Raw genomic sequence first — 25,765 nt, forward strand, 5'->3', positions numbered from 1 at the left:
GCCAGGACGACCCGCCCGAGGATCCGCCGCAAAAGTAGACACGCTCCTGCGCGCACGTCCGTCAAGACCTTGCCGGCACTGCTTATATGAATGAAATATGCCATTTGCCCAGGTGCAGCCTGGGCTTATAGCTATCTATTTGATAGTTATGACGTTTCACCTCAAGGACCTAAACCTTGAAGGAATGGCTCTTACATGGCGATACCGCCGGCCCCGGCGGGCGACTTCCATAATGAATCGGTGACAAGCAACACGGGCATCCCGCCCGTGCGTGCGCGTTGCCGTATTTCATCCAATGCAAAGGAGCACGCCATGCGAAAGATCCTCTTCGGAACCGTTCTTACCGCTGTCTTCGTGGCCGGCTGCGCGGACATGAACATGAGCGACACCCAACGCCGCACCGCCATGGGTGCCGGCGCCGGCGCGCTGGGCGGCGCAGTGCTGGGCTCGGCGCTGGGCGGCAGCGCAGGTACGGGCGCAGTGGTGGGCGCAGGCGTGGGCGCGCTGGGCACCTATATCTGGTCGCAGCGCATGGAGCGCCAGAAGCAGGAAATGCAGGCCGCCACACAGGGCACCGGTGTGGCGGTCTCGCAGACCACAGACAACCAGCTCAAGCTCGACATCCCGAGCGATATTTCGTTCGACACCGGGCGGGCCAACGTGAAGTCTGACTTTGCCCCGATCCTGGACCGCTTCGCCAGCGGGCTGCAGAACAATCCCGGCGCAACGGTGCGCATCATCGGCCATACCGACAGCACCGGCAGCGACGCCGTCAACAACCCCTTGTCGGTGGACCGTGCGGCCGCCACCCGGGACTACCTGGTGATGCGCGGCCTGGACAGCCGCCGCTTCACGATTGAAGGCCACGGCTCGCACCAGCCGATCGCCAGCAACGATTCGGTGCAGGGCCGGGCGCAGAACCGCCGCGTGGAAATCTTTGTGGGTGAGTCGCAGCCGCGCGGCTGACCCGCCGGCCTACTCCGCGGTGCGCAGCAGGTTGGCCAGCTCGACCGCGGAGCGCACGTCCATCTTGTCGAACACGCGCGCACGGTGCACTTCCACCGTGCGCACGCTGATGTCGAGCTGGTCGGCAATCAGCTTGTTCGGCAGGCCCTCGACCACCAGGCGCATGACGTCGCGCTCGCGGTCGGTCAGGTCGGTGATGCGCGCATGGACTTCCTTGGCGGCGCGGCGCTGCGCCAGCACTTCGGCGGAGCGGCGCAGCGCCTGCTCGACCCGGTCCACCAGCGCGTTGTCGGAGAACGGCTTTTCGCAGAAGTCGAAGGCACCGCGCTTGACGGCGTCAACCGCGGTTGGCACGTCGGCGTGGCCGGTAAGGAAGATCACCGGCATGGCCGCGTGCAGGCCGCGCGCCACCAGCGTGTCGAACAGCGCCAGCCCGCTCATGCCGGGCATGCGCACGTCCAGCAGCAGGCAGCAGGGCTGCGCTGGCGGCGCCGCGCCTGCGCCCTCCTGGGACTGCAGCATCTGCTCGAAGGCCAGCGCATTGGCGTAGGTCTCGCTCAGCAGCCGGCGCGAGCGCAGCAGCCAGGCCAGGCCGTCGCGCACGCCAGCGTCATCGTCCACTACAAACACGATTGCGTCGAGGCCAGGCTCCATCTGTGATCAGTTCAGGCCGGCTTCACGGCCGGCAAGGTGAAAGAGAAGATGGTACCCGCCACGGCGCCGGGCGCATGGTCGAGGAAGCCGCCGTGCTGCTCGATCACGGTGCGGCACAGGCTCAGGCCCAGGCCCATGCCCTCGGGTTTGGTGGTGAAGAAAGGGGTGAAGAGCCGCGCGGCCACGTCGGCTGGAATGCCCGGGCCGTTGTCGGTCACGGTGAATTCGACCCAGCCGCCGCGCTCGCCCGAGACGGCGCGGCGCACGCCCAGCTCCAGCCGCCGATCGCGCACGCCCGGCTGGTCCATGGCCTGCATGGCATTGCGCGCCAGGTTGAGCAGCACCTGCTCGACCATGGTGCGGTCGCACAGCACGCGCGGCAGCCCGGCTTCCAGCGTGCTGCGCACCTGCACGCCGAGCTTGCGCGCCTGCAGGCTCACCAGCGGCATGACGGCGTCGAGCAAGTCACGCGCACTGGTGGATTCACGCGCCTGCTCGCGCCGGCGCACGAAGTCGTGCACGCTGCGGATGACGCGGCCGGCGCGCTCGGCCTGCTCGGCGATGCGGCGCATGGCCACGGCGATGTCGGCGGCAGCGGTGGTAGCCATGGCGCCGTCGCTGTACTGCAGCAGGTTGAGCGAACCGGTGGCGTAGCTGGAGATCGCCGCCAGCGGCTGGTTCAGCTCGTGGCTCAGCAGCGATGCCATCTCGCCAACGGTGGCCAGGCGCGCCGTGGCCTGCAGCCGCTCGTGGCTGGCGCGCGAGAGCTCTTCGATGCGGCGCTGCTCGCTCAAATCCAGGAAGGCGCCCATCCAGCCGGTGTGCAGGCCCTGCGCATTGATCAGCGGCGCCTCGATGATCAGCACCGGAAAGCGCGTGCCGTCCTTGCGCATGAACAGCGACTCAAAGCCATCACGCGGCGGCAGCTCGCCGGCAAAGCGGTTGGCCTGGCGCTCCAGGTACTCGTCCGAGCGCTCGGGCGGCCAATAGGGCAGCTCGCCGACGCGGCCCAGCAGTTCCTCGGCACCAAAGCCCACCATCTTGCAGAAGGCCGGGTTGACGTAGGTGATGCGGCCTTCCAGGTCGCGCGCGCGCAGGCCGGTGACCAGCGAATCCTCCATCGCCTTGCGGAACGCCAGCGCGTCGGCCAGGTCGCGCTCGGCCTGCAGCCGCAGCCGGTTGTCCTTGACCAGCAGCACCAGCACCGACACCAGCGCGATCGACATGAAGGTCACCAGCGCGGTCAGCACATTGGGGAACAGGTTGGGCGCGCCCTGCCAGCTGTCCATGCGCAGCACCAGCGCACTGCCCGGCAGGTCCAGCAGTTGCTGGGCGCTGAACTTGCGCGTGCCACGGCGCACCGCGCCATGCAGCGAGGCCAGGCGCGTGCCGTCGGCCTCGGTGAAGGAGATCTCCTGGTGCCGGCTGATCTGCGGGCCGATCAGGTCGGACAGGACTTCCGGCAGGCCGTAGATCGCCACCAGGTAGCCGGCGATGCGCGTGCCCACGGTCAGCGGCAGGCACAGCTCGACCACCTCCAGCCCCATGCCGTCGGCGCGCGGCACGAAGTAGCTCGACGAATAGGACGGGCCATTGAGCCGCCGCGCCGCGCCACAGGTGAGCTGCGTGTCGGAGGATGCCTGCAGCTCTTGTGCCGGCGCATCGAAGGCCACGGTGCGGTAGGGCGTGTCGGCATGCGCGCGCAGGCTCAGGCTGGCGTCGCGCCATTCGAGGCGTATCAGTTCGCGGTGCACGCGCAGCAACTGCGCAGCCGCCCCTCCCCATTCGGCTGGCAGGGGCTGGCTGGCCTGCAGCGCCTGCAGGCTCTGCACATTGCGCGCCAGGCCGCTGCGGATATCGGCCACCGCATCGGCGGTATCGCGCTCGATGCGGCTTTGCACCTGGCTGGCCTCGTAGCGTCCGGCCAGCCACACCAGGGTGACCAGCATCGCCACCACCAGCACCGCCAGCAACAGCCACAGCGACCAGCGCCGCCAGGACCCCTGCAGGCGCCAGGACAGGCGCCACAGCAGGCGTGCCATGCGCCCCAGCCGCAGTTCCTGGCTCGGACGGGCCATGCTCACAGCCGCCGGTGCTCCAACGCCGGCAATTGGGTGCGCAGCACACCCAGGCGCGCGGCGTCGAGATCGGCCAGGACCACGCCCGCGCCTTCGGCGCGCTGCGCCAGCACGCCGCCCCAGGCATCGACCAGCATGCTGTGGCCCCAGGTGCGGCGCCCGTTCTCGTGCTGTCCACCCTGCGCCGCGGCGCAAACATAGGCCAGGTTCTCGACCGCGCGGGCGCGCAGCAGCAGTTCCCAGTGCGCCTCGCCGGTCACGTAGGTAAAGGCGCTGGGTACCAGCAGCAGGTCGCAGCCCTCGCGCGCATAGTGGCGGTACAGCTCGGGAAAGCGCAGGTCGTAGCAGACCGACAGCCCGATGCGCCAGGCATGGCCGTCGCGCGAGGGCAGCACGAAGGACGCCGGCGCGGCGCCCGCCACCAGCGTGCGCGCTTCGTCGAAGGCGGTCTGGCCGTCGTCGAAGCAGAACAGATGCATCTTGTCGTAGCGCGCTGCCCGCTGGCCGTCGGGCGCAAAGACCAGCGTGGTGTTGTGGGCCCGCGCGCCGGGGACGGCCGTACCGTCCAGGGACACCGGCAACGTGCCGCCCACGATCCACAGCCCCAGCTCGCGCGCAGCCTGCGCCAGAAAGCGCTGGATCGGGCCGGCGCCGTCGGCCTCCTGCAGCGCGAGCTTGTCGGTATCGCGCCGGCCCAGCACACAGAAGTACTCGGGCAGCACGGCCAGCTCGGCGCCAGCCGTGGCGGCCTCTTCCAGCAGCGCACGGGCGCTGTGCAGATTGGCGGCCAGTTCGGTGCCGGAGACCATCTGGATGGCGGCGACTTTCATTGTTTTTTCCTTCTCAGTTTTCTATGGAGCACCGCTGGCAGCGCACGCTCCCAAAAACACAAAAGGCCGCGGAGCAGGCCATACGTAAACCGCCGCGGAACTGGCTTTGCCAGGCCGCAGGCGGTGCCCCCTTTAGGGGGTTGGCGCAGACACGAAGTGCGAAGCCTGGGGGTGTCATCACAGTCAATTGCTCTCGTGGCCCAGGCGCTGGCGACCGGTGAGCTTGTCGATCTTCGGGTCGGCCCAGGCGCCGGTGATGTGGAACTCCTGCGTGGCGGCCTCTGTCAGCGGGCCGCGCAGGAACATCTGCGCCAGGAAGGTGCCCAGGCCCACGGCCGGGTTGATGACAGCCGCCACCAGCGAGGCGGTGCCGGCGTTGATCTCGGGCACGACCACCACGCGCAGGTTCTGCGTCTCGTGCTCCAGGTCGGCCTGGCCGTCCATCAGCACGGCGGCGTTGACGCCCTTCATCTGCAGGTTGTTGGTGCGCGCCACGCCCTGCGCTATGGCGACATCGCCGCGCACGAAGTCAAAGGCAAAGCCTTCGCTGAACACGTCGCGGAAATCCAGCGTCAGCCGGCGCGGCAGCGACTGCAGCGACAGCACGCTCAACAGCTTGGCCAGGCCCGGGTCGGCCTTGAGGAACTGCCCGGTTTCGACGTTGAGATTGAGCTGCCCGCTCATCGATGGGTAGTCCGGCCCGAAGGGCGAGCCGGTCCAGCCGACCTGGCCCTGCAGGCGGCCAGCGCCACGGCGTATCACGTCGTGCATGCCGAAGCGTGCCAGCAGTTGGCCGCTGTCGCGGATGTCCAGCGTGAAGTTCATCAGCGTGCGGTTCTGCGCCGCATCGCCAGTGCTGGGCGCGGGGCGGCCCCAGTCGCCCGTGGCGGCAAAAGTGGCCTCGGGCATGGACAGGTTGAGCTTGTTCAGATGCCATTCGCGCTGGCGGCCACCGGCGGCGCTGCGGTGCACGGCGTCGATCTCCAGGCGCCCCAGGCGGCGGCTCTTCAGCTCGAAATCCTCGACCACGATGTCCAGCGCCGGCAGTGCGCTGCCGGCGTCTGCGCTGCGGCCCTCTTCGAGCAGGGTCTCGACTTCCTTGGTGGCGCTCTCGGGCACCTTCAGCCGCGCCAGCCGCGCGAACAGCCGCGCGCCGCTGTCGCCCGCAGCCGGCCGGTATTCGGCATAGCCATTGAGTTCTTCCGCATCCATATTGGCGCGCCACACCGTGCCCTGGCGCGAGCCACCGATCACCACCTTGTGCAGAGTCCGCCCTTCAAGCGACAGCGTGTCGGCCTGCACGGCAAAGGTATCGGGCAGGTAGTCGGCCGCCTCATTGCCCGCTGCCGGGCCGGCCGTTGCGGTCGCGGGCCGGGCCGCAGTTGCGGGCGGCGCCCCGCCCATCAGCACCGACTCCCAGGCATCGACGTCGAAATTGCCCAGGCGCGCATTGGCAGACACGCCGCGTTCAGCCAGCAGTGGTTGCTCGTCGGCCGCCAGCCCTATGCCTATGCTGCCGCGCAACACGCGCGGCACCGCGCCGGAGACGTCGCGCTCATAGCGCAGGGCCACCGCACTGCCCAGGTCCAACACGACCTGGTCGCGCGCGGCGCCGCGCTCTGGCGCCAGCGCATGGTTGTGGTAGCGCAGCGGCATCGCTGCGTCGGCGGCCTTGCCCAGCGGCGCCGGCAGGTCCAGGCCCAGGCCCTGCAGGCTGCTGCTCAACTGGATCTCGACCCGGTTGTCAGGGGTGCCCAGCGTGGCGCTGTAGCTGGTCGAGCCTGAGGCATGCGCGGCCAGGCGCGAGACAAAGCCCAGCTCCGTGGCCTCGCGCAGTCCGGCCGCGCTGACCGTGCCCTGCATGCGCATCGACATCGGCATTGCCGGCGCGGTGGCCGTGGCCACCCGCATGCCGCCGTCTATGCGGGCATCACCGCCCAGGGTCGATACCTGGATGCCGCTGACACTGAAGCCGCTCTCGGTAAAGGCCACCGTGCCACGGGTGCGCGCCAGCAGCAGCGAGTCGGGCGTGAAGCGCAGATCATTGCCGGCCAGTTGCACACTGCCCTGCACCCGCGACTGGTGCATCGTGGCCAATGGCAGCGACAGGTTGAGCTTGAGGTCGGCCGGCCCGGTGACGCTGGCATGCAGGAAAGTGGCGTCGCTGCCGATCAGGCCGCCGATGGGCGAGCCACTGACCACCGCCAGCATCTCGGCCAGCGGGCCGCGCGCCGCGGCGCTGACCTCGACCACGCTGTGCGCCAGATCAGCGATGCGCGCATTGGCCTGCTGCACCTGCAGCTCGCCCGGCTTGCCCGGCAGCCCGATGCGGCCGGTGGCGTTGCGGATCTCCATGCTGTTGCGCTCGAACACCAGCTCGGCCGTCAGCGGCGCCAGCGCCGGCCAGGGCGCTTCGCCCGCCGGCTGGTGGGTGGTGGGAACGTAAGCAAAAGTGGCGTCGCGGATCTGCGCGGCGATGCGGAAGTCGCCCTGGCGCGGGTCGGCGAAGGGCATGTGCAAAAGGTCGCCGCGCACGCGGAACTGCACGCCGTTGGCACGGCCGGCCTGCACCGCGTCACGCACGTAGTGCCGCACGTCGGGCGGGATCACCTGCGGCAGGTAGCGGTGTACCCGCGTGCCGTCGGCGCGCTGCAGGCTGCCGGTCAAATCCAGCACACCGGGAAAACGCGCAGCGCCTTCGCCTGCGGCGCTGTGCCAACTGGCATGCGCCTCGCCCGCCGCGTCGTCATTGGCAAAGCTCAGGCTCGGCACCTCGACGGTGATGCGGCTGCCCGCCAGCGTCCAGCGCAGGTCCGCGCGCAGCTTGTCCACCGGCACGGTGGGCTCTTCGAAGATGCCGGGGAACTCCAGCATGCCGTCGTCCATGGCCAGTTGCGCCGTGCCGCCGGCCTGGTTGAAGTCGAAATCCACGCTGGCGCCGCTCAGGCCGGGCGTGCCTGTAGGCGGGTGCACATGGCCGCCCGGGGCCGCTGGCGCAACCGCCGACGCCGGCGCTGGCTGCGCCGCCACGGCCAGCCCCACGGCGCGGCCGCGCACCTGGTAGCTGCTGGGTGCGTTGGCATCACCCTCCCAGCGCCCTTGCAGGTTTTCGATCTGCCCGCGCGGTGCGTGCGCCGCCAGCGCCTGGCGCAGCGACTCGGCCAGCGGCAGGCGCTCGCCGATATGGGCCAGCACCGCCAGGTCGATGCGGTCGGCCTGCAGTTCGCCCTGCGCGCCACGCCGTGGCGTGGCCTGGGTGTAGTTCAGCGCGGCATCGCCCAGCGGCCAGTGCGTGCCGTCGTCGGTGTCGAACTGCAGCCCCTGCGCGGCCAGCGAAAGTTTCGCGTCGCTGTAGGAACCGGACAAGCGGCCTTGCAGGCGCTGCAGGGCCAGCGGCTGCAGATCGGGCGCAGCGCGCACCTGCACCGCCTCCAGTGCCAGATCGACCACGCCGCCGGCCACACGGCGCTGGCGTACGTCGGCCCAGGCACGCAGCGCACCGCGCCCGCTGGCCACGTCCACACCGAATTGGGACAGGTCCACATGCTGGCGCAGTTGCGACACATCGACCTGCGCGAAGTCGGCATAGCCCTGGCCGACCCAGTCCTGCCAGCGACCATTGCCACCGGCCAGCAGCGGCTGGCGGAAGCGCCCCATCGCGCTGAAGCGCGTGCCCCAGTCAGGCGGCGGCGTGGCATCCACGCGCAGCGCGTGGCGCCAGGGCCGGTTGCGCAGCACGATGTCCACCTGCGACAGCGCCAGCGGCGCGGCGCCGCGCTGCTCGTCGGTCCAGCGCACGGTGCCGTTCTTGACCACCACCTCGGTCTGCGAAAACAGCCAGTCGGCCGCGGCGTTGTCCCCGCCCGTGTGCTCGGTGGAGAGGGCAATGCCCGCAACAAGAATGCGGCCATCGGCCGCCCGCCGCACGTCGAGCTCGGGGGCATCAAGGTAAAGCTGCTCGAAACCATGGTTCCACAGCGAGCGTGGCGACAAGGCCACCACCACCTGTGGCAGGCGCAGCGCGGTGCGGCCCTCGGCATCGAGCAGCGCCACGTCGCCCAGCGTGAAGGAGGGCACCAGCCCCTCGGAGCGGGCCGATATCTGGCCGATACGCACCGGCACCCCCAAGGCCTTGCTGGCCTCTGCCTCGATGCGGGGACGGAAATCGGCGATTCGCGGCACAATCCAGCCGTGCAATGCCCCCCACACGGCGAAGAAGCAAAGCCACGCGGCCACCAAAAACCAGAACAACCCACCCGTTACGGCCACCCAGATTTTTAGCGCGCGTGAGGGGATCTCGATCGGTTCGTTCATGGTGGGCTTGGATGTGACAGGAATTATGACCCGCAGCATTGGGGGTGGTTCGATGGAAGAACATGCTGTTTCCCTGGAAGCAGGGGCGGAGCTGACGGAGGCCGGCTGCGGCAGCGACATGGCTGCAACACCTGCTTTCACACCCGGAGACTTGGCCGCGCACGCGCGCTTCGTGCAGCGCCTGCGCCGCCGCTATGGCGATCTGCTGCCCCTTTTGCCGCCCGGCGCACCGGTGCGCAGCAGCATGGCCGAGGCCCTGGCGGCCCTGCGCGGGCTGGGCCACGACACCGGCACCGCGCTGCGCATCCTGCGCCAGTTGGTAATGGAGCGCCTGGCCACGCTCGACTGCGACGCCCAGGCGCCGCTGGCCGTGGTGACCCGCGGCGTGACCGAGCTGGCCGAGCTGGCGCTGGACGCCGCCTGCACCGAAGCCTTTACCGAGCTGGACGCCCGCCACGGCGCACCACTCACCGCCGACGGCAGCCGCGCGCAGCTGTGGGTGGTGGGTATGGGCAAGCTCGGCGGGCGCGAGCTGAATGTGTCCAGCGACATCGACCTGGTCTATGTCTACGACCAGGACGGCGAAACGCAGGGCGACGCCGAAGGCCGTGGCCGCATCACCCACCATGAATACTTTGCGCGCGCGGTCAAGGCCATCTACGGGCTGATCGGCGACACCACCGAGCACGGTTTTGTGTTCCGGGTCGACCTGATGCTGCGGCCCAACGGCAATTCCGGGCCACCGGCGGTGTCGCTGGCGGCGCTGGAGGAATACTTTCTGGTGCAGGGCCGCGAGTGGGAGCGCTTTGCCTGGCTCAAGAGCCGCGTGGTGGCGCCGCGCGCCTGCCTGGGCCCTTGCGTCGAAACCTTGCCGGTGCAGGGCCTGCGCCAGGTGGTGCTGCCATTCGTCTTCCGCCGCTACCTGGACTACAACGTGTTCGATGCGCTGCGCAGCCTGCACCGGCAGATCCGCGAGCAGGCCGCGCGCCGCTGCGCCGGCAAGCCCGAGCGCGCCAATGACGTCAAGCTGTCGCGCGGCGGCATCCGCGAGATCGAGTTCACCGTGCAGTTGCTGCAGGTGGTGCGCGGCGGCCAATTCCCCGAGCTGCGCAGCCGCACCACGCTGGACGCCCTGCCGCGCGTGGCCCAGGCCGGCCTGATGACGCCCGAGACCGCCGAGGCCCTGGCCCGCGCCTACACCTTCCTGCGCCGGGTCGAGCACCGCATCCAGTACCTGGACGACCAGCAAACCCACGTGCTGCCCACGCAGGACGCCGACCTGGACTGGATCGCGCACAGCCTGGGCTACGCCCAGGTCTGCCCCTTCCTGCACGACCTGGACGCGCACCGCGAGTTCGTCGCACAAGAGTTCGACGCCCTGCTTGGCGGTGCCAGCAACTGCAGCAAGGGCAACTGCAACCGCAAGGCCGAGCCGCCGCCCGATATCGAAGCCCTGCTGGCCTCGCTGCCCGAGCGCCTGCGCCAGCGCGTGGCGCAATGGCGCGAGCACCCGCGCGTGCAGGCCTTGCGCGACGAAGACCGCGCCCGCCTGGTGCGCCTGCTGCAGCGCACCGCGCGCTGGGTGGCCGACGGCAGCGTCAATGAAGAAGGCGCGGTGCAGATGGCCAACTGGATCGAGCCGCTGCTGCGCCGCCAGAGCTACCTGGCGCTGCTGCTGGAGCGCCCGGCCATCCACCAGCGCCTGCTGCACCTGCTGGGCGCGGCCAAGTGGCCGGCGCGCTACCTGTTGCAACACCCGGGCGTGATCGACGAGCTGGCCAGCGAGGCGCTGTTTTCCGAGCGCTTCCAGCCGGCCGACTTCGAGCGCGACCTGGCGCAGCGCCTGGCCTCGGTGCGCACCACGGCCGAGGACGACGACGAGAACCTGCTCAACCTGCTGCGCCGCGCCCACCACGCCGAGACCTTCCGCACCCTGGCGCGCGACGTCGAGGGCCGGCTCACGGTCGAGCAGGTGGCGGATGACCTGAGCGCCCTGGCCGACACCGTGCTGCGCATCACCGCGCGCTGGTGCTGGGAGCGCCTGCGCGGGCGCCACCGCGAAGCCGACGACGCGCTGCAGCGCTTTGCCGTGATCGGCTACGGCAAGCTCGGCGGCAAGGAGCTGGGCTACGGCAGCGACCTGGACATCGTCTTCGTGTTCGACGACGAGGACGAGCGCGCCCCCGAGGTCTACGCCAACTTCGTGCGCAAGCTGATCAACTGGCTCACCGTCAAGACCGGCGAGGGCGACCTGTATGAGATCGACACCGCGCTGCGGCCCAACGGCAGCTCGGGCCTGCTGGTGACCAGCTTTGCCGCCTTCTCCAACTACCAGCAGAAGCGTGGCAGCAATACGGCGTGGACCTGGGAGCACCAGGCCATGACAAGGGCGCGATGCATCACGTTTGCCCCCACGCTCGGCACTGACGTGTCCTCGCTGCCCCCCGAGGGGGCGCAGCCCGCCTTGGGGCGGCCCGACGGCGAGCTGGGAAGTGACGCCTTGCAAACCCGCTTCGAGGAAGTGCGCGAGGCCGTCATCACCGCCGAACGCGACGCCGCCGCGCTGCGCCGCGAGATCGTCGCCATGCGCGACAAGGTGCGCGCCGCGCACCCGGTCAAGGGCGGGCGTTTTGACGTCAAGCACAGCGCGGGCGGCATGGTCGATGTGGAGTTCGCGGTGCAGTACCTGGTGCTGGCCGAGTCGGCCCGGCACCCTGCCCTGCGCGAGAACCGCGGCAACATCACCCTGCTGCGGCGCGCCGAGGCCGCCGGCCTGCTGCCGCCCGGCCTGGGCGAGCGCGCCGCCGACGCCTACCGCGTGCTGCGCCGCGTGCAGCACCAGGCGCGGCTGGACGAGGCGCCCACGCAGATGGCCATCGAAGATGCCGAAGAGCCGCGCGCGGCGGTGCTGGCGCTGTGGAAGGCGGTCTTTGGCTAAGCGCGCCGCGGCCATGGCCGCCTGCGCCGTGGCCGTGCTGCTGGCCGGCTGCGCCAGCGGCCCGCGCGGCGGTGGCGGCGTTGCCAGCAGCGGGCGCGACGGCCCCGACGCCAACCCGCCAACCGGCCTGGAGCGCGTGCCCGACGCCGAGCCGCGCATCGAAGCCCTGCGCAGCGGCGGCCCGAACAAGCCCTACACCGTGCTGGGCCGCAGCTACACACCGATCCAGGACGACCGCCCGTTTCGCGAAAGCGGCCTGGCCTCTTGGTATGGCCGCAAGTTCCACGGCCAGTCCACCGCCAACGGCGAGCGCTACGACATGTACGCCATGACCGCCGCCCACACCACGCTGCCGCTGCCCAGCTACGTGCGCGTGCGCAACCCGGCCAACGGGCGCGAGGTGATCGTGCGGGTGAACGACCGCGGCCCGTTCCACGACGGCCGTGTCATCGACCTGAGCTACACCGCAGCGCTCCGGCTCGACCTGCTGCGCGGCGTGGCGCCGGTAGAGATCACGCGCATCACGCAGCAAGACATCCGCACCGGCGCCTGGCGCCGCGACGGCGATGGCAGCGCACTGGCCCAGGCCGCCACGCCGGCCCCCGCAGCCATGGTCGCCGTGCCGCTGGCGGCCGTGCAGCCAGTAGCCCAGACACCACCGCCCGCACCGCCGCCCGCCAATGCGGGCTGGAGCGTGCCGCTGACGGTGCGCGGCATGCCGCCAGCACCGCCGCCAGCCGCCGTGGCAGAGCCCGCCCCGGCGCCCGAACCGGTGCTGGCCGAGCCCCAACCCGTCATGGCCAACGAAGACAGCCTGCGCACGCAGCCCCTGCCGCCGCTGGAGCCGGCGCCCGCCGCGCCCGCCATTGCCGCGCCACCCGCCATGGCGCCGGGCTTCTGGGTACAGCTGGGCGCGTTTGGCCGGCCCGAAGGCGCCCAGCAGTTGCAGCAGCAGGCCACGCGCGAGCTGCAGTCGCTGGCCCCTCTGCTGGGTGTGTACAACGAACGCGGCCTGAACCGCCTGCAGGCCGGCCCGTTCGACTCGCGCGAGGCCGCCCTGCGCGCGGCGGCGCAGATCCGCGCCGGCCTGCAGATTGCGCCGGTGATCGTCGAGCGCCGCTGATCGCCGCCGCTCCGGTACATGCCGGCGCTATTTCAATCAATCGATTGATGTTGTGCTGTAATGCGGCCCCATGCCAGCGCCATCAGCCACATCTCCCAGCCCCACTTCTTCTCCACGAGCACAGCGCGCCGACGGCGCAGAAGCGCGCCAGCGCCTGCTGCTGACCGCCCTGCGGCTGTTCTCCGAGCAAGGCTTTGCCCGCACCTCCACGCGCCAGGTGGCCGAGGCCGCGGGCGTGAACCTGGCGGCGATCCGCTACTACTTTGCCGACAAGGCCGGCCTCTACCTTGCCGCCCTCACGGAGCCGCTGGGCGCGGCGCGCGACCTGATCCCCTTGTACGACCAGCCGCAGCTGTCGCTGCGCGCATCGCTGCAGGCCTACATCCACTACCACCTGCAATTGCTGCGGCAGGGCGAGATCGTGCAGCAGTGCATGCGCCTGCACATGCGCGAGATGCTGGAGCCCACGGGCCAGTGGGCCGAAGAGCTGGAGCAGGACGTCGGGCGCCAGCATGCCGCGCTGGTGGGCATCCTGCGCCGCCGCCTGGGCCTGGCGCGCGCCGATGACGACGTGCACCGGCTCGCCTTCTCGATAGCGGGCCTGTGCTTTCACCTCATCACCTGCCACGATCTGCTGCACGGCATACGCCCCTCGCTGATCGCCACGCCCCGCGCGCTCGACACCTGGTGCGAGCGCCTGGTGCAGCAGGCGCTGGCGCTGGCGGCCTGCGAAGCCGCGCGCCGCGGCCTGCCCTTTTCCCCCGACACCTCCGCATGACGCTGTTTCGACGTACCGCCCCGGCCCTGTTGCTGCCGCTGCTGCTTTCCGCCTGCGCCCTGTCGCGCCCGCCGGCCACGGTGGCGGCGCCCGCGCCTGCCGCCTGGCACGCGCCGCTGCCGCACGGCGGCACGGTCGAAGGGCTGGAGCGCTGGTGGCAGCGGCTGGACGACCCGCTGCTGGTCGAGCTGATCGCCGCCGCGCAAGAGGCCAGCCCAACGCTGGCGCAGGCGCGCTCGCGCCTGCTGCAGGCCCGCGCCACCACCGCCACCGCGCGCGCCGCGCAACTGCCCACGGCCGACGCCAGCGCCAGCGCACAGCGCGGTGTGAACGTGAGCCTGGGCGGCATCGCCACGACCCTGCAGGGCGGCGTGCAGGCGAGCTGGGATGCCGATCTGTTCGGCGCCCTGGCCGCCAATCGCGATGCCGCCGACGCCCGCCTGGCCGGCGCCCGCGCGTCGTGGCACGAGGCGCGCGTGGCCGTGGCCGCCGATGTCGCCAACCAGCTCGACACGCTGCGCAATTGCCGCCGCCTGCTGGCGGTGGCGCGCTCGGACGCGGCATCCCGTGCAGAGACGGCGCGGCTGGCCGGGCTGGCGGCCGACGCCGGCTTTCAGGCACCGGCCGACGCAGCGCTGGCCCGCGCCAGCGCGGCCGACGCCGACGCGCGCAGCACCCAGCAGCGCGCGGCCTGCGACGTGAGCCTGAAGGGCCTGGTCGCCCTGACCGCGCTGGACGAAACAGTTTTAGAACAAAAAGTGGCTTCAGCCCAGGCCGCACCTGGGCTTTTAGCTCTATTTTCAATAGCAACCTTGCCGGCACAAGTGCTGGAGCAGCGGCCCGACGTCTACAACGCCGCGCGCGAGCTGGCCGCCGCCAGCGCCGAGGTGGCCAGCGCCGACGCGCAGCGCTACCCGCAGCTCTCGCTGCAGGGCACGGTCGGCCGCGCACGCTCTGAATCGCAGGGGCAGACGCTCAGCTTCAACAGCTGGACGGTCGGCCCGGTGTCGGTGGCGCTTCCGCTGTTCGACGGTGGCCGCCGCCGCGCGGCCGTGGACGCGGCCCAGGCGCGCTACGACGAGGCCGCAGCGGTCTATCGCGGCAAGGCACGCCAGGCCGTGCGCGAGGTGGAAGAGGCGCTGGTCAACCTGCAAGCCGCCGCCGACCGCACCGCCTCGGCGGAGGCCGCCGCCGACGGCTACCGCCTCTCTTTCGAGGCCATGCAGGCGCGCTACCGCAGCGGCCTGGCCAGCCTGCTGGAGCTGGAAGACAGCCGGCGCACCGCGCTGGCCTCCGAGACCGCGCGCGTCAACCTGGAGCGCGAGCGCATGGCCGCCTGGGTGGCCCTGTACCGCGCCGCCGGCGGCGGCTGGGACGCCAGCCAGCCCGCGCCGGGCGATGCCGTCTCTGCAGCGCCTGCCACCACGACCTCCCGCTGACCCGCGTGCCCGCACGCCCTCCCCGGATTCCCGACATGTCTTCCCGCATTGTTTCATCTTCCCTGCCCTTCCTGAACCGCCGGGCGGCCCTTGCGCTGGCCGCCACGCTGCTGCTGGCCGGCGGCGGCTGGGCCCTGGGCACGCTGCGCGCCGTGGCCGCAGACCCGGCGCCCACGGCGCGGCCGGCGCTGACCGTGACCACCACGCTGCCGCAGCAAGTGGCGCTGCCGATCCGCCTGAGCGCCAACGGCAGCATCGCCGCCTGGCAAGAGGCCAGCATTGGCGCGCAGGTCAACGGCCTGCGCCTGGCCGAGGTGCGCGTGAACGTGGGCGACGTGGTCAAGGCCGGCCAGGTGCTGGCCACTTTCGCGCCCGAGACGGCCAAGGCCGCGCTGGCCCAGACCCGCGCCAGCCTGCTGGAGGCCGAGGCCAATGCCGCCGAGGCGCGCGCCAATGCCGAGCGTGCGCGCACGCTGGCGACATCGGGCGCGCTCAGCGCATCGCAGATCGCGCAGTACCAGACCAGCGCCCAGACCGCCGACGCCCGCGTGGCCGCCGCACGCGCCAACTACGACGCGCAACAACTGCAGTTGGGCTTTACCGAAGTGCGCGCGCCCGACAGCGGCGTGATCTCTGCGCGCAGCGCCACCGTGGGCGCCGTGCTCAGCGCCGGCACCGAGCTGTTTCGCATGGTGCGGCGCGGCCGCCTGGAGTGGCGCGCCGAGGTCACCTCGGCCGAGCTGGGCCGCATCCAGCCCGGCGCCACGGTCAGCGTTACCGCTGCCAGCGGCGCGCAGTTGGAGGGCAAGGTGCGCATGGTCGGCCCTACGGTCGATCCGCAGACGCGCAACGGCTTGGTCTATGTCGATCTGCCGGCCACCGCCAGCAACGGCCTGCCGGCCAAGGCCGGGATGTTTGCGAAGGGTGAATTCCAGTTGGGCAACAGCCAGGCTTTGACCGTGCCCCAGCAATCAGTCGTGGTGCGCGAAGCCTTCAGCTACGTCTTCGTGCCCGGCCCGCTGGATGCCCCCGGCGGCGCGGGCGAGCAGCGCGTGGCCCAACGCAAGGTGCAGACCGGCCGGCGCATCGGCAACCAGGTAGAGATCACCAGCGGCCTGCAGGCCAGCGAGGCGGTGGTGGCGCAGGGCGCGGGTTTTCTCAATGACCGCGACATCGTGCGCGTGGTGGCGGCCACCAGCACTTCAGCATCAAAAGTGCCTTCAGCCCATGCTACGCCTGGGCTATCAGCTACGAAATAAGGAGCATTCGATATGAATGTCTCATCCTGGTCGATCCGCAACCCCATCCCTGCGGTGATGCTGTTCGTGCTGCTGACCCTGGCCGGCGCCTGGTCGTTCAAGTCCATGAAGGTGCAGAACCTGCCCGACATGGACCTGCCCATGGTCACCGTCACCGCCATGCTGCCGGGCGCCGCGCCCGGCCAGTTGGAGACCGACGTGGCGCGCAAGATCGAGAACTCGATCGCCACCGTGCAGGGCCTGAAGCACATCCACACCAGCATCCAGGACGGCGTGGCCACCATCACCGCCGAGTTCCGCCTGGAAAAACCCATCCAGGAAGCCGTGGACGACGTGCGCTCGGCCGTCAACCGGGTGCGCGCCGACATGCCGGCCGACCTGCGCGACCCGATCATCACCAAGGTCGACCTGGCCGGCACGCCGGTGCTGGCCTTCACCATCCAGTCCAGCCAGCTGGATGAAGAAGGCCTGTCGTGGTTCGTCGACGACACGGTGGCGCGCAAGCTGCTCACGGTGCCGGGCGTGGGCGCGGTCAACCGCGTGGGCGGCGTGCAGCGCGAGGTGCGCGTGGCACTCGATGCGCAGCGCCTGCAGGCGCTGGGCGCCACTGCGGCCGAGGTGTCACGCCAGTTGCGCCAGGTGCAGAACGAAAGCGCCGGCGGCCGCACCAACCTGGGCGACGGCGAGCAGCCGGTGCGCACCCTGGCCACGGTGCAATCGGCCGAAGAGCTGGGCAACCTGCAACTGTCCATTGGCGGCCGGCGCATCCGCCTGGCCGACCTGGCCACCGTGACCGATACCGTGGCCGAGAAGCGCAGCGCCGCCCTGCTCAACGGCCAGTCGGTGGTGGGCTTTGAGGTGTCGCGCAGCCGCGGCGCGAGCGAGGTAGAGGTGGGCGCCGCCGTCGAGCAGGCGCTGGCGCAGCTCAAGGCCCAGCACCCGGACATCACGCTGACCGAGGCCTTTGACTTTGTCACGCCGGTGTCCGAGGAATACGCCAGCTCGCTGCACCTGCTGTATGAGGGCGCCATCCTCGCGGTGGTGGTGGTGTGGTTCTTTCTGCGCGACTGGCGCGCCACTTTTGTCTCTGCGGTGGCGCTGCCGCTGTCGGTGATCCCGGCCTTTGCCGGCATGTACTTTCTGGGCTTCTCGGTCAACGGCATCACGCTGCTGGCGCTGTCGCTGGTGATCGGCATCCTGGTGGACGACGCCATCGTCGAGGTGGAAAACATCGTGCGCCACCTGCGCATGGGCAAGAGCCCCTACCAGGCCGCCATGGAGGCGGCCGACGAGATCGGCCTGGCCGTGGTCGCCACCACCTTCACGCTGATCGCGGTGTTCTTGCCCACCGCCTTCATGAGCGGCATCGCCGGGCGCTTCTTCAAGCAGTTTGGCTGGACGGCGGCGCTGGCGGTGTTTGCCTCGCTGGTGGTGGCGCGCGTACTCACGCCCATGATGGCCGCCTACCTGCTGAAACCCATCGTCACCGCCGAGCACGAGCCGCGCTGGATGCGCATTTACATGGTCTGCGCCAACTGGAGCCTGCGCCACCGCCTGGCCACCATGGCGCTGGCCACGCTGTTCTTCTTTGGCTCGCTGGCGCTGATCCCGCTGCTGCCGACCGGCTTCATCCCGCCCGACGACAACTCGCAGACCCAGGTCTACCTGGAGCTGCCGCCCGGCAGCAACCTGCAGCAGACCATGGCGGTGGCCGAAGAGGCGCGGCTGCGCATCATGGCGCTGGAGCACATCAAGAGCATCTACACCACCATTGGCGGCGGCAGCGCCGGCAGCGACCCGTTTGCCGGCAGCGGCGGCGCCGAACCGCGCCGCGCCACGCTCACGGTGCAACTGGCGCCGCGCAGCGAGCGCCCGCGCAAGCTGGGCATAGAGGAGCACATCCGCAACACGCTCGAGACCCTGCCCGGCGTGCGCCTGAAGGTCGGCCTGGCCGGCGGCAACAACAAGTACGTGCTGGTGCTGAGCGGCGACGATCCGCAGGCGCTGTCAGAGGCCGCCCGCGCCGTGGAGCGCGAGCTGCGCACCGTGCCCGGCTTTGGCAACATTGCCTCCAGCGCCAGCCTGGTGCGGCCCGAGATCGCGGTGCGCCCGGACTTCGCCCGCGCCGCCGACCTGGGCGTGACCAGCGCGGCCATTGGCGAGACGCTGCGCATTGCCACCATGGGCGACTACGACGTGTCGCTGCCCAAGCTCAACCTGGCGCAGCGCCAGGTGCCGATCGTGGTGCGCCTGGGCGACGCCGCGCGCGAAGACTTGGACACCCTGCGCCGCCTGGCCGTGCCCGGCACGCACGGGCCGGTGATGCTGGGCGAGGTCGCCACGCTGGAGGTGGCCGGCGGCCCGGCCGTCATCAGCCGCTACGACCGCGCGCGCAACGTCAACTTCGACATCGAGCTGTCCAGCGTGCAACTGGGCGACGCGGCCAAGGTGGTGCATGCACTGCCGGCGGTGCAGAACCTGCCCTCCGGCGTGCGCGTGACCGAGGTTGGCGACGCCGAGGTCATGGGCGAGCTGTTCGCCAGCTTTGGCCTGGCCATGCTGACCGGCGTGCTGTGCATCTACATCGTGCTGGTGCTGCTGTTCAAGGATTTTCTGCACCCGGTCACCATCCTGGCGGCGCTGCCGCTGTCGCTGGGCGGCGCGTTTGTGGGCCTGCTGATCGCGCAAAAGAGCTTCTCCATGCCCTCGCTGATCGGGCTCATCATGCTGATGGGCATTGCCACCAAGAATTCCATCCTGCTGGTGGAGTACGCCATCCTGGCGCGGCGCGAGCACGGCATGACGCGCCTCCAGGCCCTGCTCGACGCCTGCCACAAGCGCGCCCGGCCCATCATCATGACCACCATCGCCATGGGCGCCGGCATGCTGCCGATCGCCGTCGGCTTTGGCGCGGCTGACCCGAGCTTTCGCTCGCCCATGGCGGTGGCGGTGATCGGCGGGCTGATCACCTCGACCGTGCTGAGCCTGCTGGTGATCCCGGCGGTGTTTACCTATGTCGATGATTTGGGGCAGTGGGTGATGCGCAAGCTGCGGCGGCGGCCGGTGGCGGCCGAGGTGCCTGAACCGCACCGCGCCGAATGAACGGCCCTGCGGGGTCTGGCGCTAGAACCGCATCCGCAAGGTCACAGCCCCACTGCGCGGTGCCCCCATGAAGTTGCCCCAGTTGGTGCCCCCGATGGTCGTGTAGTACTGCTTGTTGAACAGGTTGTTCACGTTGAGCTGCACCTCGGCCTGGCGGTTGATCTGGTAGGCGGCCATCAGGCCTACCAGCGCGTAGCTCTTTTGCTCGATCCGATAGGCAACACCGCCATAGGACTGATAGGCGGTAGTGGTCTGGTCCTGGTAGATGCCGCTTTGCGCCTGCAGGTTGGCGCCAACTTTCCAGGCATGCAGATCGGCCGGCAGCCGCCAGGTGGTGGACAGCTTGAGCAACTGGCGTGGCAGATACGTGTTGTAGGCCGTGCCACTGCCATTGCCGCTCACGTACTGCGACTGGTTGTAGGTGTAGCCGGCGGCCACTTGCCAGCCCCGGGCCAGCTCGCCCGACACATCCAGCTCGACACCGCGGTTGCGCACCTTGTCGGCGGCCTCGTAGCAAGTGACGGCGGGGGTGGAGCATCTCTCGCCGGCGGCCACGGCCCTGGGCAGGTTGGTTTGCTCGGTCTGGAACACGGCTGCAGACGCATTGAGCGCGCCGCCCAGCAGCGCGCCCTTCACGCCCAGCTCGTAGTTGCTGCCGATCACCGCCGGCAGCAACTGGCCATTGGCGTCGATGTTGCTCTGCGGCTTGAAGATCTCGGTGTAGCTGGCGTAGAGCGAGGTGCTCGCATTCAGGTCGTGCACCAGGCCCAGGTAGGGCGTGAATTCGCGCGTGGCCTTGTAGCGGGAAGCCTCGTCGCTCCAGGAGTAGTACGCGTTGTAGTCCACCCAGCTGAACCGGCCCCCGACGATCAGCTTGTTGGAGGCGGGCAGGTCGAAGCGGGTGGCCAGGTAGATGCCGCTGTCCTTCTTGTGGCTGCCTTCGTGCGAACGCACGTTCACCACGTTCGACGGCGCGGGAATGCTGTCGGGGCTGAAGCTCAGCGGGTCGAACGACTGGTAGGCCCCCACGCTGGCGCTGCTGTAGAACCAGTCGGACTCCTGCAGGTTGGCGCCCGCCATGACTTCATGGCGCCGGCCGAACAGCTCGTAGGCGCCTTGCAATTGCACGCCCAGGTTCTTGCTTGCATCGTCGTAATTGAGCTGGGTTGCGCGCATTTGCAGGGAGCTGTTGTCCAGGCTCAGGTGGCGCGTCGAGCGGCCCAGCATGTCGGACTTGGCGTCCACTTTGCTGGCGGCCAGCGTGAGCTTCCAGTCGTCGTTGAAGCGGTGCGTGAGCTCGCCAAAGATCTGCTTGTTGCGCTTGTCGAGGTAGGCCCAGCCCGGCGTCAATGTGGTGGAGGGCGCAAACGGGTAGAACGAACCATCGACACGGGTAGACAGGCCACCCCAGTCGTAGCCGCCGGTGTTGTCGTCCTGCCAGACCAGCCCGCCCATCAGTGTGGTGTCGGGCGTGAGGTCGGCCTCAAGAATGCCGTAGAGCAGTTGGTTGTCCTTGCTACCGGCGTCACGAAAGCTGTTGGCCTTGTTGGCATAGACCACGCCGCGTGCGCGCAGCGTGCCCGCCTCGTTGAGCGGCCCGCTGGCATCGACCTGTGCGGTGCGGTTGGCCCACGAGCCGGCGCTCAGGGCCACCTCCACCTGCCGCTCGCGCGTGGGGCGCTTGCGCACCAGGTTGATGGCGGCCGACGGGCTGCCCGAGCCCTGCAGCAGGCCATTGGCGCCGCGCACCACTTCCACGTGGTCATACAGCACCGTGGCCGGCAGCGACAACGAATCGCTGGAGAACACAAAGCCCACGCTCATCGGCAGGCCGTCGATCTGCAGCGTCTCGACCCGCTCGCCGCGCGAGTACCAAAGGGCGCGCTCGCTGCCGTTGTAGGTAGAGGTCATGCCGGTAGTGGCCCGCAGCGCGTCGTCCAGCGTCTCCAGGCGCTGGTCTTCGATGCGCTGGCGCGTGATGACGGAGACCGATTGCGGCGTCTCGCGTATCGACAGCGGCAAGCCGGTGGCCGCGCTCATGCTGCCGGTGGTGTAGGAGCCGGTGTGCTCGGTGGTGGTGGCATCAGCCTTGGCGCGCACCTCGACCTGGGCCAGGGCGGTGGTGGTCGCAGTCGTAGCGACCCGGCGCAGCACAAACACCTTGTCGCTCGCCTGCGCGATCTGCAAGCCCGTGCCCGCCAGCAATTGGGCAAAGCCGTCGTGCACGCCGTAGCGCCCGCGCAGCCCGGGCGTGCTGCGGCCATCGGTCAGTGCCGGCTCCGACGACAGCGTGACGCCGACCTGCCCGGCGAAGCGCGAGAGCGCAGGGCTCAGCGAGCCGGCCGGGATGTCATAGGTTTGCTCGGCGACGGCCGTTGCGGCCGGCACGGCTTGCGCCGCTGCGGCAGCGGTGTGCAGCAGCAAGGCCAGCACGGCCGCCTGCACCACGGTGCTGCGCGCCCGAGAAAAATGGAAAGCGGAATCCGGCCGGCGGCCGGAGCGACGATGCGCCATGGATGCGTGTCCTTTGAACGGGTGAAAGCAGAGTCCGCTGCATCCGCACGGCGAGCAAGGGCCGCCAGGATGGGAGAACGGAATAAAGCCACCAGTGCAGCGGCCTCTATTGCTTTGACCGGCGCATGCGCAAAAGGGGACATCGCCAGCGCGGCGCGCCTTACCTCGGCCCGATCTGCACCCAGTAGCGCGTGCGCAGCTCGATGCGCAACGGCAGCGATGCGGCCAGGGCGGTGAGTACGGCGTCGGTATCGCCCAACTGGAACGCGCCCGATACCGGCAGCTGTGACACCGCCGGATCGCAGCGCAGCAGCCCCGGCCGGTAGCGCGACAGCTCGGCGCAGAACGCCCCCAGCGGCAGCTTCTCGGCATAGAGCACACCATGCGTCCAGCCATCGGCTTCGGGCTGCAGCGATTCGGCGGGCGTAGTGCCCTCGGCACTCATGCGGGCCTGCTGGCCGGCGGCGATGACGCTGGCCGGGCCATTCGCGGGACGCAGCTCAACCGCACCCTGCATCACCGCCACCTGCGTGGTGGCGTCATGCCCAGCCTCTGCCGCGAAGCTACGCACGGTAAAGCGCGTGCCCAAGGCCCGCGCGGTGCCCTGCGCGGTCTGCACCAGGAAAGGCCGGCCGGCAGGGTCCGCCACGGTCTGCACCCAGAGGGCGCCTTCGCGCAGCACCAGCCGCCGCGCCGCTGGGCTGAAGGCGATGTCAGCAGCACTGGCGGTATCGAGCACCACTCGGCTGCCGTCGGGCAGCGTGATGTCGCGGCGCTCGCCCGTGGCCGTGCGCTCGTCGGCCCCCCAGGGTTCAGGCGCATACCGCCACGCCGCCCACGCTGCCGGGCCGGCCACGATCAGCAGCGCCAGCACGCGCACAGCGGCCCGCCGCCCGGCACGGCTGGACTGGCGCAGCGCCGACGCACCCAAGGGCCCGAAAAGCGCAGCCGGGCCGTTGGCCAGGCCCAGCGCGTGCACCACGCGTTCCGCGCGCAGCCAGGCCGCTTCATGGCATGGATCGGCCGCGCGCCAAGAGGCCAGTTCTGCGGGCTTGGCATCGCCAGACTGCACGCGCACCAGCCATTGCGCGGCCTCGCGTGCGGCGCGCGAATCGACGGCCGCGCTGCTCAAGGCGCCACCAGCAGAATGCATTGCTCGAACGCCTGCGCCATATAGCGCTTGACGGTGCGGTCGGTCACGCCCAGGCGGGCAGCTACCTGTGCATAAGTCAGGCCGTCTAGCTGCGACAGCAAAAAGGCCTCGCGCGCCTTGGGTGGCAGGCCGTCGAGCATGGTGTCGATCTGCTGCAGGGTTTCCAGAATGAGCAGGCGCTGCTCGGGCGAGGGCGCCTGGGGTTCGGGCAACAGGGCCATGGCCTCATGCCAGGCGCGTTCCAGCGACAGGCGCTGCACATGGTTGATCAGCAAGCGCCGCGCCACGGTGGTGAGGTAGGCACGCGGCTCGCGCAGCGCCAGCTCCTGCGGCCGCGCCTGCGCCGAGAGAATGCGCACAAAGGTGTCGTGCGCCAGATCGGCGGCGTGCTCGGCCCCGCCCAGCTTGCGCCGCAGCCAGCCCAACAGCCAAGGGTGGTGATCGCCGTAGAGCGCGGCCACATCGAGGGTGGGTGCAAGCTTCTGGACTGCCATGAAAGAAATCGCAGCCTGCCGGCGCAACCATTAACAAGAATGATTTGCAATTATACAAATGCTTGCATGATGGCTGAGCAGGCGCAGACCCGGCCTCGCGCCGCCTCATCACTACCCAAACGCCAGCATGCGCCCCGCAAAAATAACCGCGCACCACAACAGCAGCGAGGCCAGCCCGAAGGCCGGCAGCCACTTACCGGTGCCGCTGCGGCGCAGCGCCAGATGCAGTCCCAGCGCATTCAAGCCGGCCAGTGCCATGCACAGGAACTTGGCGACAAAGTAGGGGTTGGCCAGGTATTCACGCCCGGCCGGCGCAAACAGCAGCAGGCCGCTGAGCGCGGCCAGCGCAAACCCTGCCAGCGCCAGCGGCACCAGGGACGTCAGCACCGCCGCGCGATCCAGGCGGCGCAAGCCGCCGGCCAGTCGCAGATCGACCACCGTGATCGCGCCAAACAGCAGGCCCAGCCCCAGCAGATGCGCCCAGCTTGCCAGTGGATAGCCCCAGGCCGATTGGCGCAGCGCCGTGACCGGTGCCCAAGCCTCCAGCGCGGCCAGCATGGCATCTACGCTCATCGGCTGCTGCAGCCGGCGGGCAGGGCCACCGACTGCTGGCGCACACCAATGCCATCCAGCACGATCAGCACCGGGCGCGCCACCCGTGGCTGCGTGCAGGACGGAAAGGCGATGGCCACCAAGGCATCGCCCACGCGCGGCGGGCGCGGCATGCCCCAGCTCTCCAGCCGGTTGATGGGCGCCAGGTCCAGCATCCATGCCCCGGCCTGCGCGGCCGGCCGGGCCCGGGCCAGCGTGGCCTCGAAGCCAAGCGCGCGCAGCTCCGGCGGCACCGGCAGACCCGTCCAACTGGCGGGCAATGCGGCCTCGGCCACCTGCAGCACCACCGACGGATGCGGATTGCGCCAGTCAACGGCGCTGATCTGCCCACGCAGGTAAAGCGGGCCGCTGGTGTCGTAGTAGCCCCAACCATGGTGCGCAGCCACCGGTGCCGCAGCCATCCACATGCTGGCCAGCGCGAGCAGGCAGGCGGTCGTCTTTCTTCGATTCATGTCCTTGCATCCTTGTCTGCCTGCGCACATCCGACGCCGGCAGGGGATGCTAGGAATGACCATCCATGCGATCAATATCTACAATTTACATACTTCAATACCAAAATATACATACATGGAATTCGCGCAACTGCGGCAGTTCCTGGCCGTGGCCGACGCCCTGCATTTCGGGCAGGCCGCAGAGCAACTGGGCATGGCCCAGCCGCACCTGAGCCGGGCCATCGCCAAGCTGGAAGCCGAGCTGGGCGTGCCCCTGTTTCTGCGGACCAGCCGCCGCGTCCAGCTAACGCCTGCCGGCGAAAGCCTGCGCGATGAAGCCACAGAGCTGCTGCGCGGTGAGCAGCGCGCTCGCTCGCTGGCGCTGCAGGCAGACCGCGCGCATGCCCGGCGCCTGCGCATCGCTTTTGTGTCGGCGGCGCTGTACCGGCTCTTGCCGGCGCTGGTCCGGGAGCTGCGCAGCGACGACGCCGGCCTGCACATCGAGCTGCAAGAGGCCCCCACCGAAGAGCAGTTGGAGCTGCTGGCCCGCGGCGAGATCGACCTGGGACTGGGCCACCTGCCAGTGCCACCACATGCGCGCATCAGCAGCGAGCTGCTCATCAACGACCGCTTCGATGCCCTGCTGCCCAGCGACCATCCACAGGCCGAGCAAGCGGCCATCTCCTTCGCGGAACTCGCCGCCCATGCCTTCGTACTGTTCCCGCAGGAGCAAGGCCCGGCGCTGCACGCCCTGATCCGCGACCAATGCCGCCTGGCGGGCCGGGAACTGGTGGTGGCGCAAACGGCGTCGCGGCTGCACAGCCAATGCGCCCTGATCGCCGGCGGGCTCGGCGTGGGCCTGGCGCCGGTCCAATCACGCAGCCTGGCGGTGGAGGGCACGGTGCGGCTGCCGATCAAGCCCTATCCCGCATCGCTCAGCCTGGGGTTGGCGGCTTTCTGGGACCCGCGCATTCGCCATGGCGCCCAGGGCGAATGCCTGGAACGGCTGCGCCGCCTTGCCCGGGACAGCTCGCCGGCGCAGCATGGCCACCCAGCAGGGCTTTAGCTACAAAAAGTAGA

The 25,765-nt window shown here is 69.9% G+C and carries 17 protein-coding genes; 8 read left to right on the forward strand and 9 right to left on the reverse strand.

Translation table 11 applies throughout. The features are described 5' to 3' along the window. The first annotated feature begins 312 nt into the window (after positions 1-312). Positions 313-966, forward strand: a complete 654-nt coding sequence (locus AAFF27_25280) for an OmpA family protein (GenBank protein ID XAH23252.1) — start codon at positions 313-315, stop codon at positions 964-966. 9 nt (positions 967-975) lie between these two features. On the opposite strand, the gene AAFF27_25285 is transcribed toward AAFF27_25280, so the two are convergent. The 4 genes from AAFF27_25285 to AAFF27_25300 all read right to left on the reverse strand — a co-directional run bounded on the left by AAFF27_25285 (position 976) and on the right by AAFF27_25300 (position 8,842). Then, a complete protein-coding gene (locus AAFF27_25285) occupies positions 976-1,620 on the reverse strand; it encodes a response regulator (protein XAH23253.1) in 645 nt (214 codons plus the stop codon). A gap of 11 nt (positions 1,621-1,631) precedes the next feature. Further along, positions 1,632-3,662 (reverse strand): ATP-binding protein, encoded by a 2,031-nt coding sequence (locus tag AAFF27_25290; protein ID XAH26326.1) that lies wholly within the window; start codon positions 3,660-3,662, stop codon positions 1,632-1,634. 38 nt (positions 3,663-3,700) lie between these two features. Then, entirely contained in the window at positions 3,701-4,528 is an 828-nt protein-coding gene (locus AAFF27_25295; protein XAH23254.1) for a carbon-nitrogen hydrolase family protein, read from the reverse strand. Positions 4,529-4,711: 183 nt separating this feature from the next. Further along, positions 4,712-8,842: a YhdP family protein gene (locus tag AAFF27_25300; protein XAH23255.1), complete on the reverse strand. Its 4,131-nt coding sequence runs from the start codon at positions 8,840-8,842 to the stop codon at positions 4,712-4,714. 118 nt (positions 8,843-8,960) lie between these two features. On the opposite strand from AAFF27_25300, the gene glnE reads away from it, so the two are divergent. The 6 genes from glnE to AAFF27_25330 all read left to right on the forward strand — a co-directional run bounded on the left by glnE (position 8,961) and on the right by AAFF27_25330 (position 19,481). Further along, the gene (gene glnE, locus AAFF27_25305; GenBank protein ID XAH26327.1) at positions 8,961-11,780 is read left to right on the forward strand and encodes a bifunctional [glutamate--ammonia ligase]-adenylyl-L-tyrosine phosphorylase/[glutamate--ammonia-ligase] adenylyltransferase; all 2,820 of its coding nucleotides are present in this window, start codon (positions 8,961-8,963) and stop codon (positions 11,778-11,780) included. Between the two features lie 13 nt (positions 11,781-11,793). Further along, the gene (locus AAFF27_25310) at positions 11,794-12,903 is read left to right on the forward strand and encodes a septal ring lytic transglycosylase RlpA family protein (protein ID XAH26328.1); all 1,110 of its coding nucleotides are present in this window, start codon (positions 11,794-11,796) and stop codon (positions 12,901-12,903) included. 70 nt (positions 12,904-12,973) lie between these two features. Then, positions 12,974-13,681, forward strand: coding sequence for a CerR family C-terminal domain-containing protein (locus AAFF27_25315; protein XAH23256.1), 708 nt, complete (start codon positions 12,974-12,976; stop codon positions 13,679-13,681). Next, positions 13,678-15,120: an efflux transporter outer membrane subunit gene (locus tag AAFF27_25320; protein ID XAH23257.1), complete on the forward strand. Its 1,443-nt coding sequence runs from the start codon at positions 13,678-13,680 to the stop codon at positions 15,118-15,120. Before AAFF27_25315 ends, AAFF27_25320 begins: the two co-directional genes overlap by 4 nt. A gap of 35 nt (positions 15,121-15,155) precedes the next feature. After that, positions 15,156-16,379: an efflux RND transporter periplasmic adaptor subunit gene (locus AAFF27_25325; GenBank protein XAH23258.1), complete on the forward strand. Its 1,224-nt coding sequence runs from the start codon at positions 15,156-15,158 to the stop codon at positions 16,377-16,379. Between the two features lie 12 nt (positions 16,380-16,391). Further along, positions 16,392-19,481, forward strand: coding sequence for an efflux RND transporter permease subunit (locus tag AAFF27_25330; GenBank protein ID XAH23259.1), 3,090 nt, complete (start codon positions 16,392-16,394; stop codon positions 19,479-19,481). A 21-nt stretch (positions 19,482-19,502) separates the two neighbouring features. Here the strand turns inward: AAFF27_25330 and AAFF27_25335 are convergent, their stop codons facing one another. The 5 genes from AAFF27_25335 to AAFF27_25355 all read right to left on the reverse strand — a co-directional run bounded on the left by AAFF27_25335 (position 19,503) and on the right by AAFF27_25355 (position 24,706). After that, positions 19,503-21,995, reverse strand: coding sequence for a TonB-dependent siderophore receptor (locus AAFF27_25335; protein ID XAH23260.1), 2,493 nt, complete (start codon positions 21,993-21,995; stop codon positions 19,503-19,505). A 160-nt stretch (positions 21,996-22,155) separates the two neighbouring features. After that, on the reverse strand, positions 22,156-23,127 hold the full coding sequence (locus AAFF27_25340; protein ID XAH23261.1) for a FecR domain-containing protein: 972 nt from the start codon (positions 23,125-23,127) through the stop codon (positions 22,156-22,158). Next, the gene (locus AAFF27_25345) at positions 23,124-23,642 is read right to left on the reverse strand and encodes a sigma-70 family RNA polymerase sigma factor (protein XAH23262.1); all 519 of its coding nucleotides are present in this window, start codon (positions 23,640-23,642) and stop codon (positions 23,124-23,126) included. Before AAFF27_25345 ends, AAFF27_25340 begins: the two co-directional genes overlap by 4 nt. Positions 23,643-23,753: 111 nt before the next feature. Beyond that, entirely contained in the window at positions 23,754-24,215 is a 462-nt protein-coding gene (locus AAFF27_25350) for a hypothetical protein (GenBank protein ID XAH23263.1), read from the reverse strand. Next, entirely contained in the window at positions 24,212-24,706 is a 495-nt protein-coding gene (locus AAFF27_25355; protein ID XAH23264.1) for a DUF6152 family protein, read from the reverse strand. Before AAFF27_25355 ends, AAFF27_25350 begins: the two co-directional genes overlap by 4 nt. Before the next feature lie 115 nt (positions 24,707-24,821). On the opposite strand from AAFF27_25355, the gene AAFF27_25360 reads away from it, so the two are divergent. Next, the gene (locus AAFF27_25360; GenBank protein ID XAH23265.1) at positions 24,822-25,751 is read left to right on the forward strand and encodes a LysR family transcriptional regulator; all 930 of its coding nucleotides are present in this window, start codon (positions 24,822-24,824) and stop codon (positions 25,749-25,751) included. Positions 25,752-25,765 lie beyond the last annotated feature (14 nt).

The sequence above is a fragment of the Xylophilus sp. GW821-FHT01B05 genome, from assembly GCA_038961845.1.
GTDB lineage: Bacteria > Pseudomonadota > Gammaproteobacteria > Burkholderiales > Burkholderiaceae_C > Xylophilus.

Coding starts and splice junctions, on each gene's coding strand:
- AAFF27_25280 (XAH23252.1), top strand. CDS start 313: ATGCGAAAGATCCTCTTCGGAACCGTTCTTACCGCTGTCTTCGTGGCC.
- AAFF27_25300 (XAH23255.1), bottom strand. CDS start 8,842: ATGAACGAACCGATCGAGATCCCCTCACGCGCGCTAAAAATCTGGGTG.
- AAFF27_25310 (XAH26328.1), top strand. CDS start 11,794: ATGGCCGCCTGCGCCGTGGCCGTGCTGCTGGCCGGCTGCGCCAGCGGC.
- AAFF27_25315 (XAH23256.1), top strand. CDS start 12,974: ATGCCAGCGCCATCAGCCACATCTCCCAGCCCCACTTCTTCTCCACGA.
- glnE (XAH26327.1), top strand. CDS start 8,961: ATGGCTGCAACACCTGCTTTCACACCCGGAGACTTGGCCGCGCACGCG.
- AAFF27_25295 (XAH23254.1), bottom strand. CDS start 4,528: ATGAAAGTCGCCGCCATCCAGATGGTCTCCGGCACCGAACTGGCCGCC.
- AAFF27_25345 (XAH23262.1), bottom strand. CDS start 23,642: ATGGCAGTCCAGAAGCTTGCACCCACCCTCGATGTGGCCGCGCTCTAC.
- AAFF27_25355 (XAH23264.1), bottom strand. CDS start 24,706: ATGAATCGAAGAAAGACGACCGCCTGCCTGCTCGCGCTGGCCAGCATG.
- AAFF27_25325 (XAH23258.1), top strand. CDS start 15,156: ATGTCTTCCCGCATTGTTTCATCTTCCCTGCCCTTCCTGAACCGCCGG.
- AAFF27_25330 (XAH23259.1), top strand. CDS start 16,392: ATGAATGTCTCATCCTGGTCGATCCGCAACCCCATCCCTGCGGTGATG.
- AAFF27_25360 (XAH23265.1), top strand. CDS start 24,822: ATGGAATTCGCGCAACTGCGGCAGTTCCTGGCCGTGGCCGACGCCCTG.
- AAFF27_25320 (XAH23257.1), top strand. CDS start 13,678: ATGACGCTGTTTCGACGTACCGCCCCGGCCCTGTTGCTGCCGCTGCTG.
- AAFF27_25335 (XAH23260.1), bottom strand. CDS start 21,995: ATGGCGCATCGTCGCTCCGGCCGCCGGCCGGATTCCGCTTTCCATTTT.
- AAFF27_25285 (XAH23253.1), bottom strand. CDS start 1,620: ATGGAGCCTGGCCTCGACGCAATCGTGTTTGTAGTGGACGATGACGCT.
- AAFF27_25290 (XAH26326.1), bottom strand. CDS start 3,662: ATGGCACGCCTGCTGTGGCGCCTGTCCTGGCGCCTGCAGGGGTCCTGG.
- AAFF27_25350 (XAH23263.1), bottom strand. CDS start 24,215: ATGAGCGTAGATGCCATGCTGGCCGCGCTGGAGGCTTGGGCACCGGTC.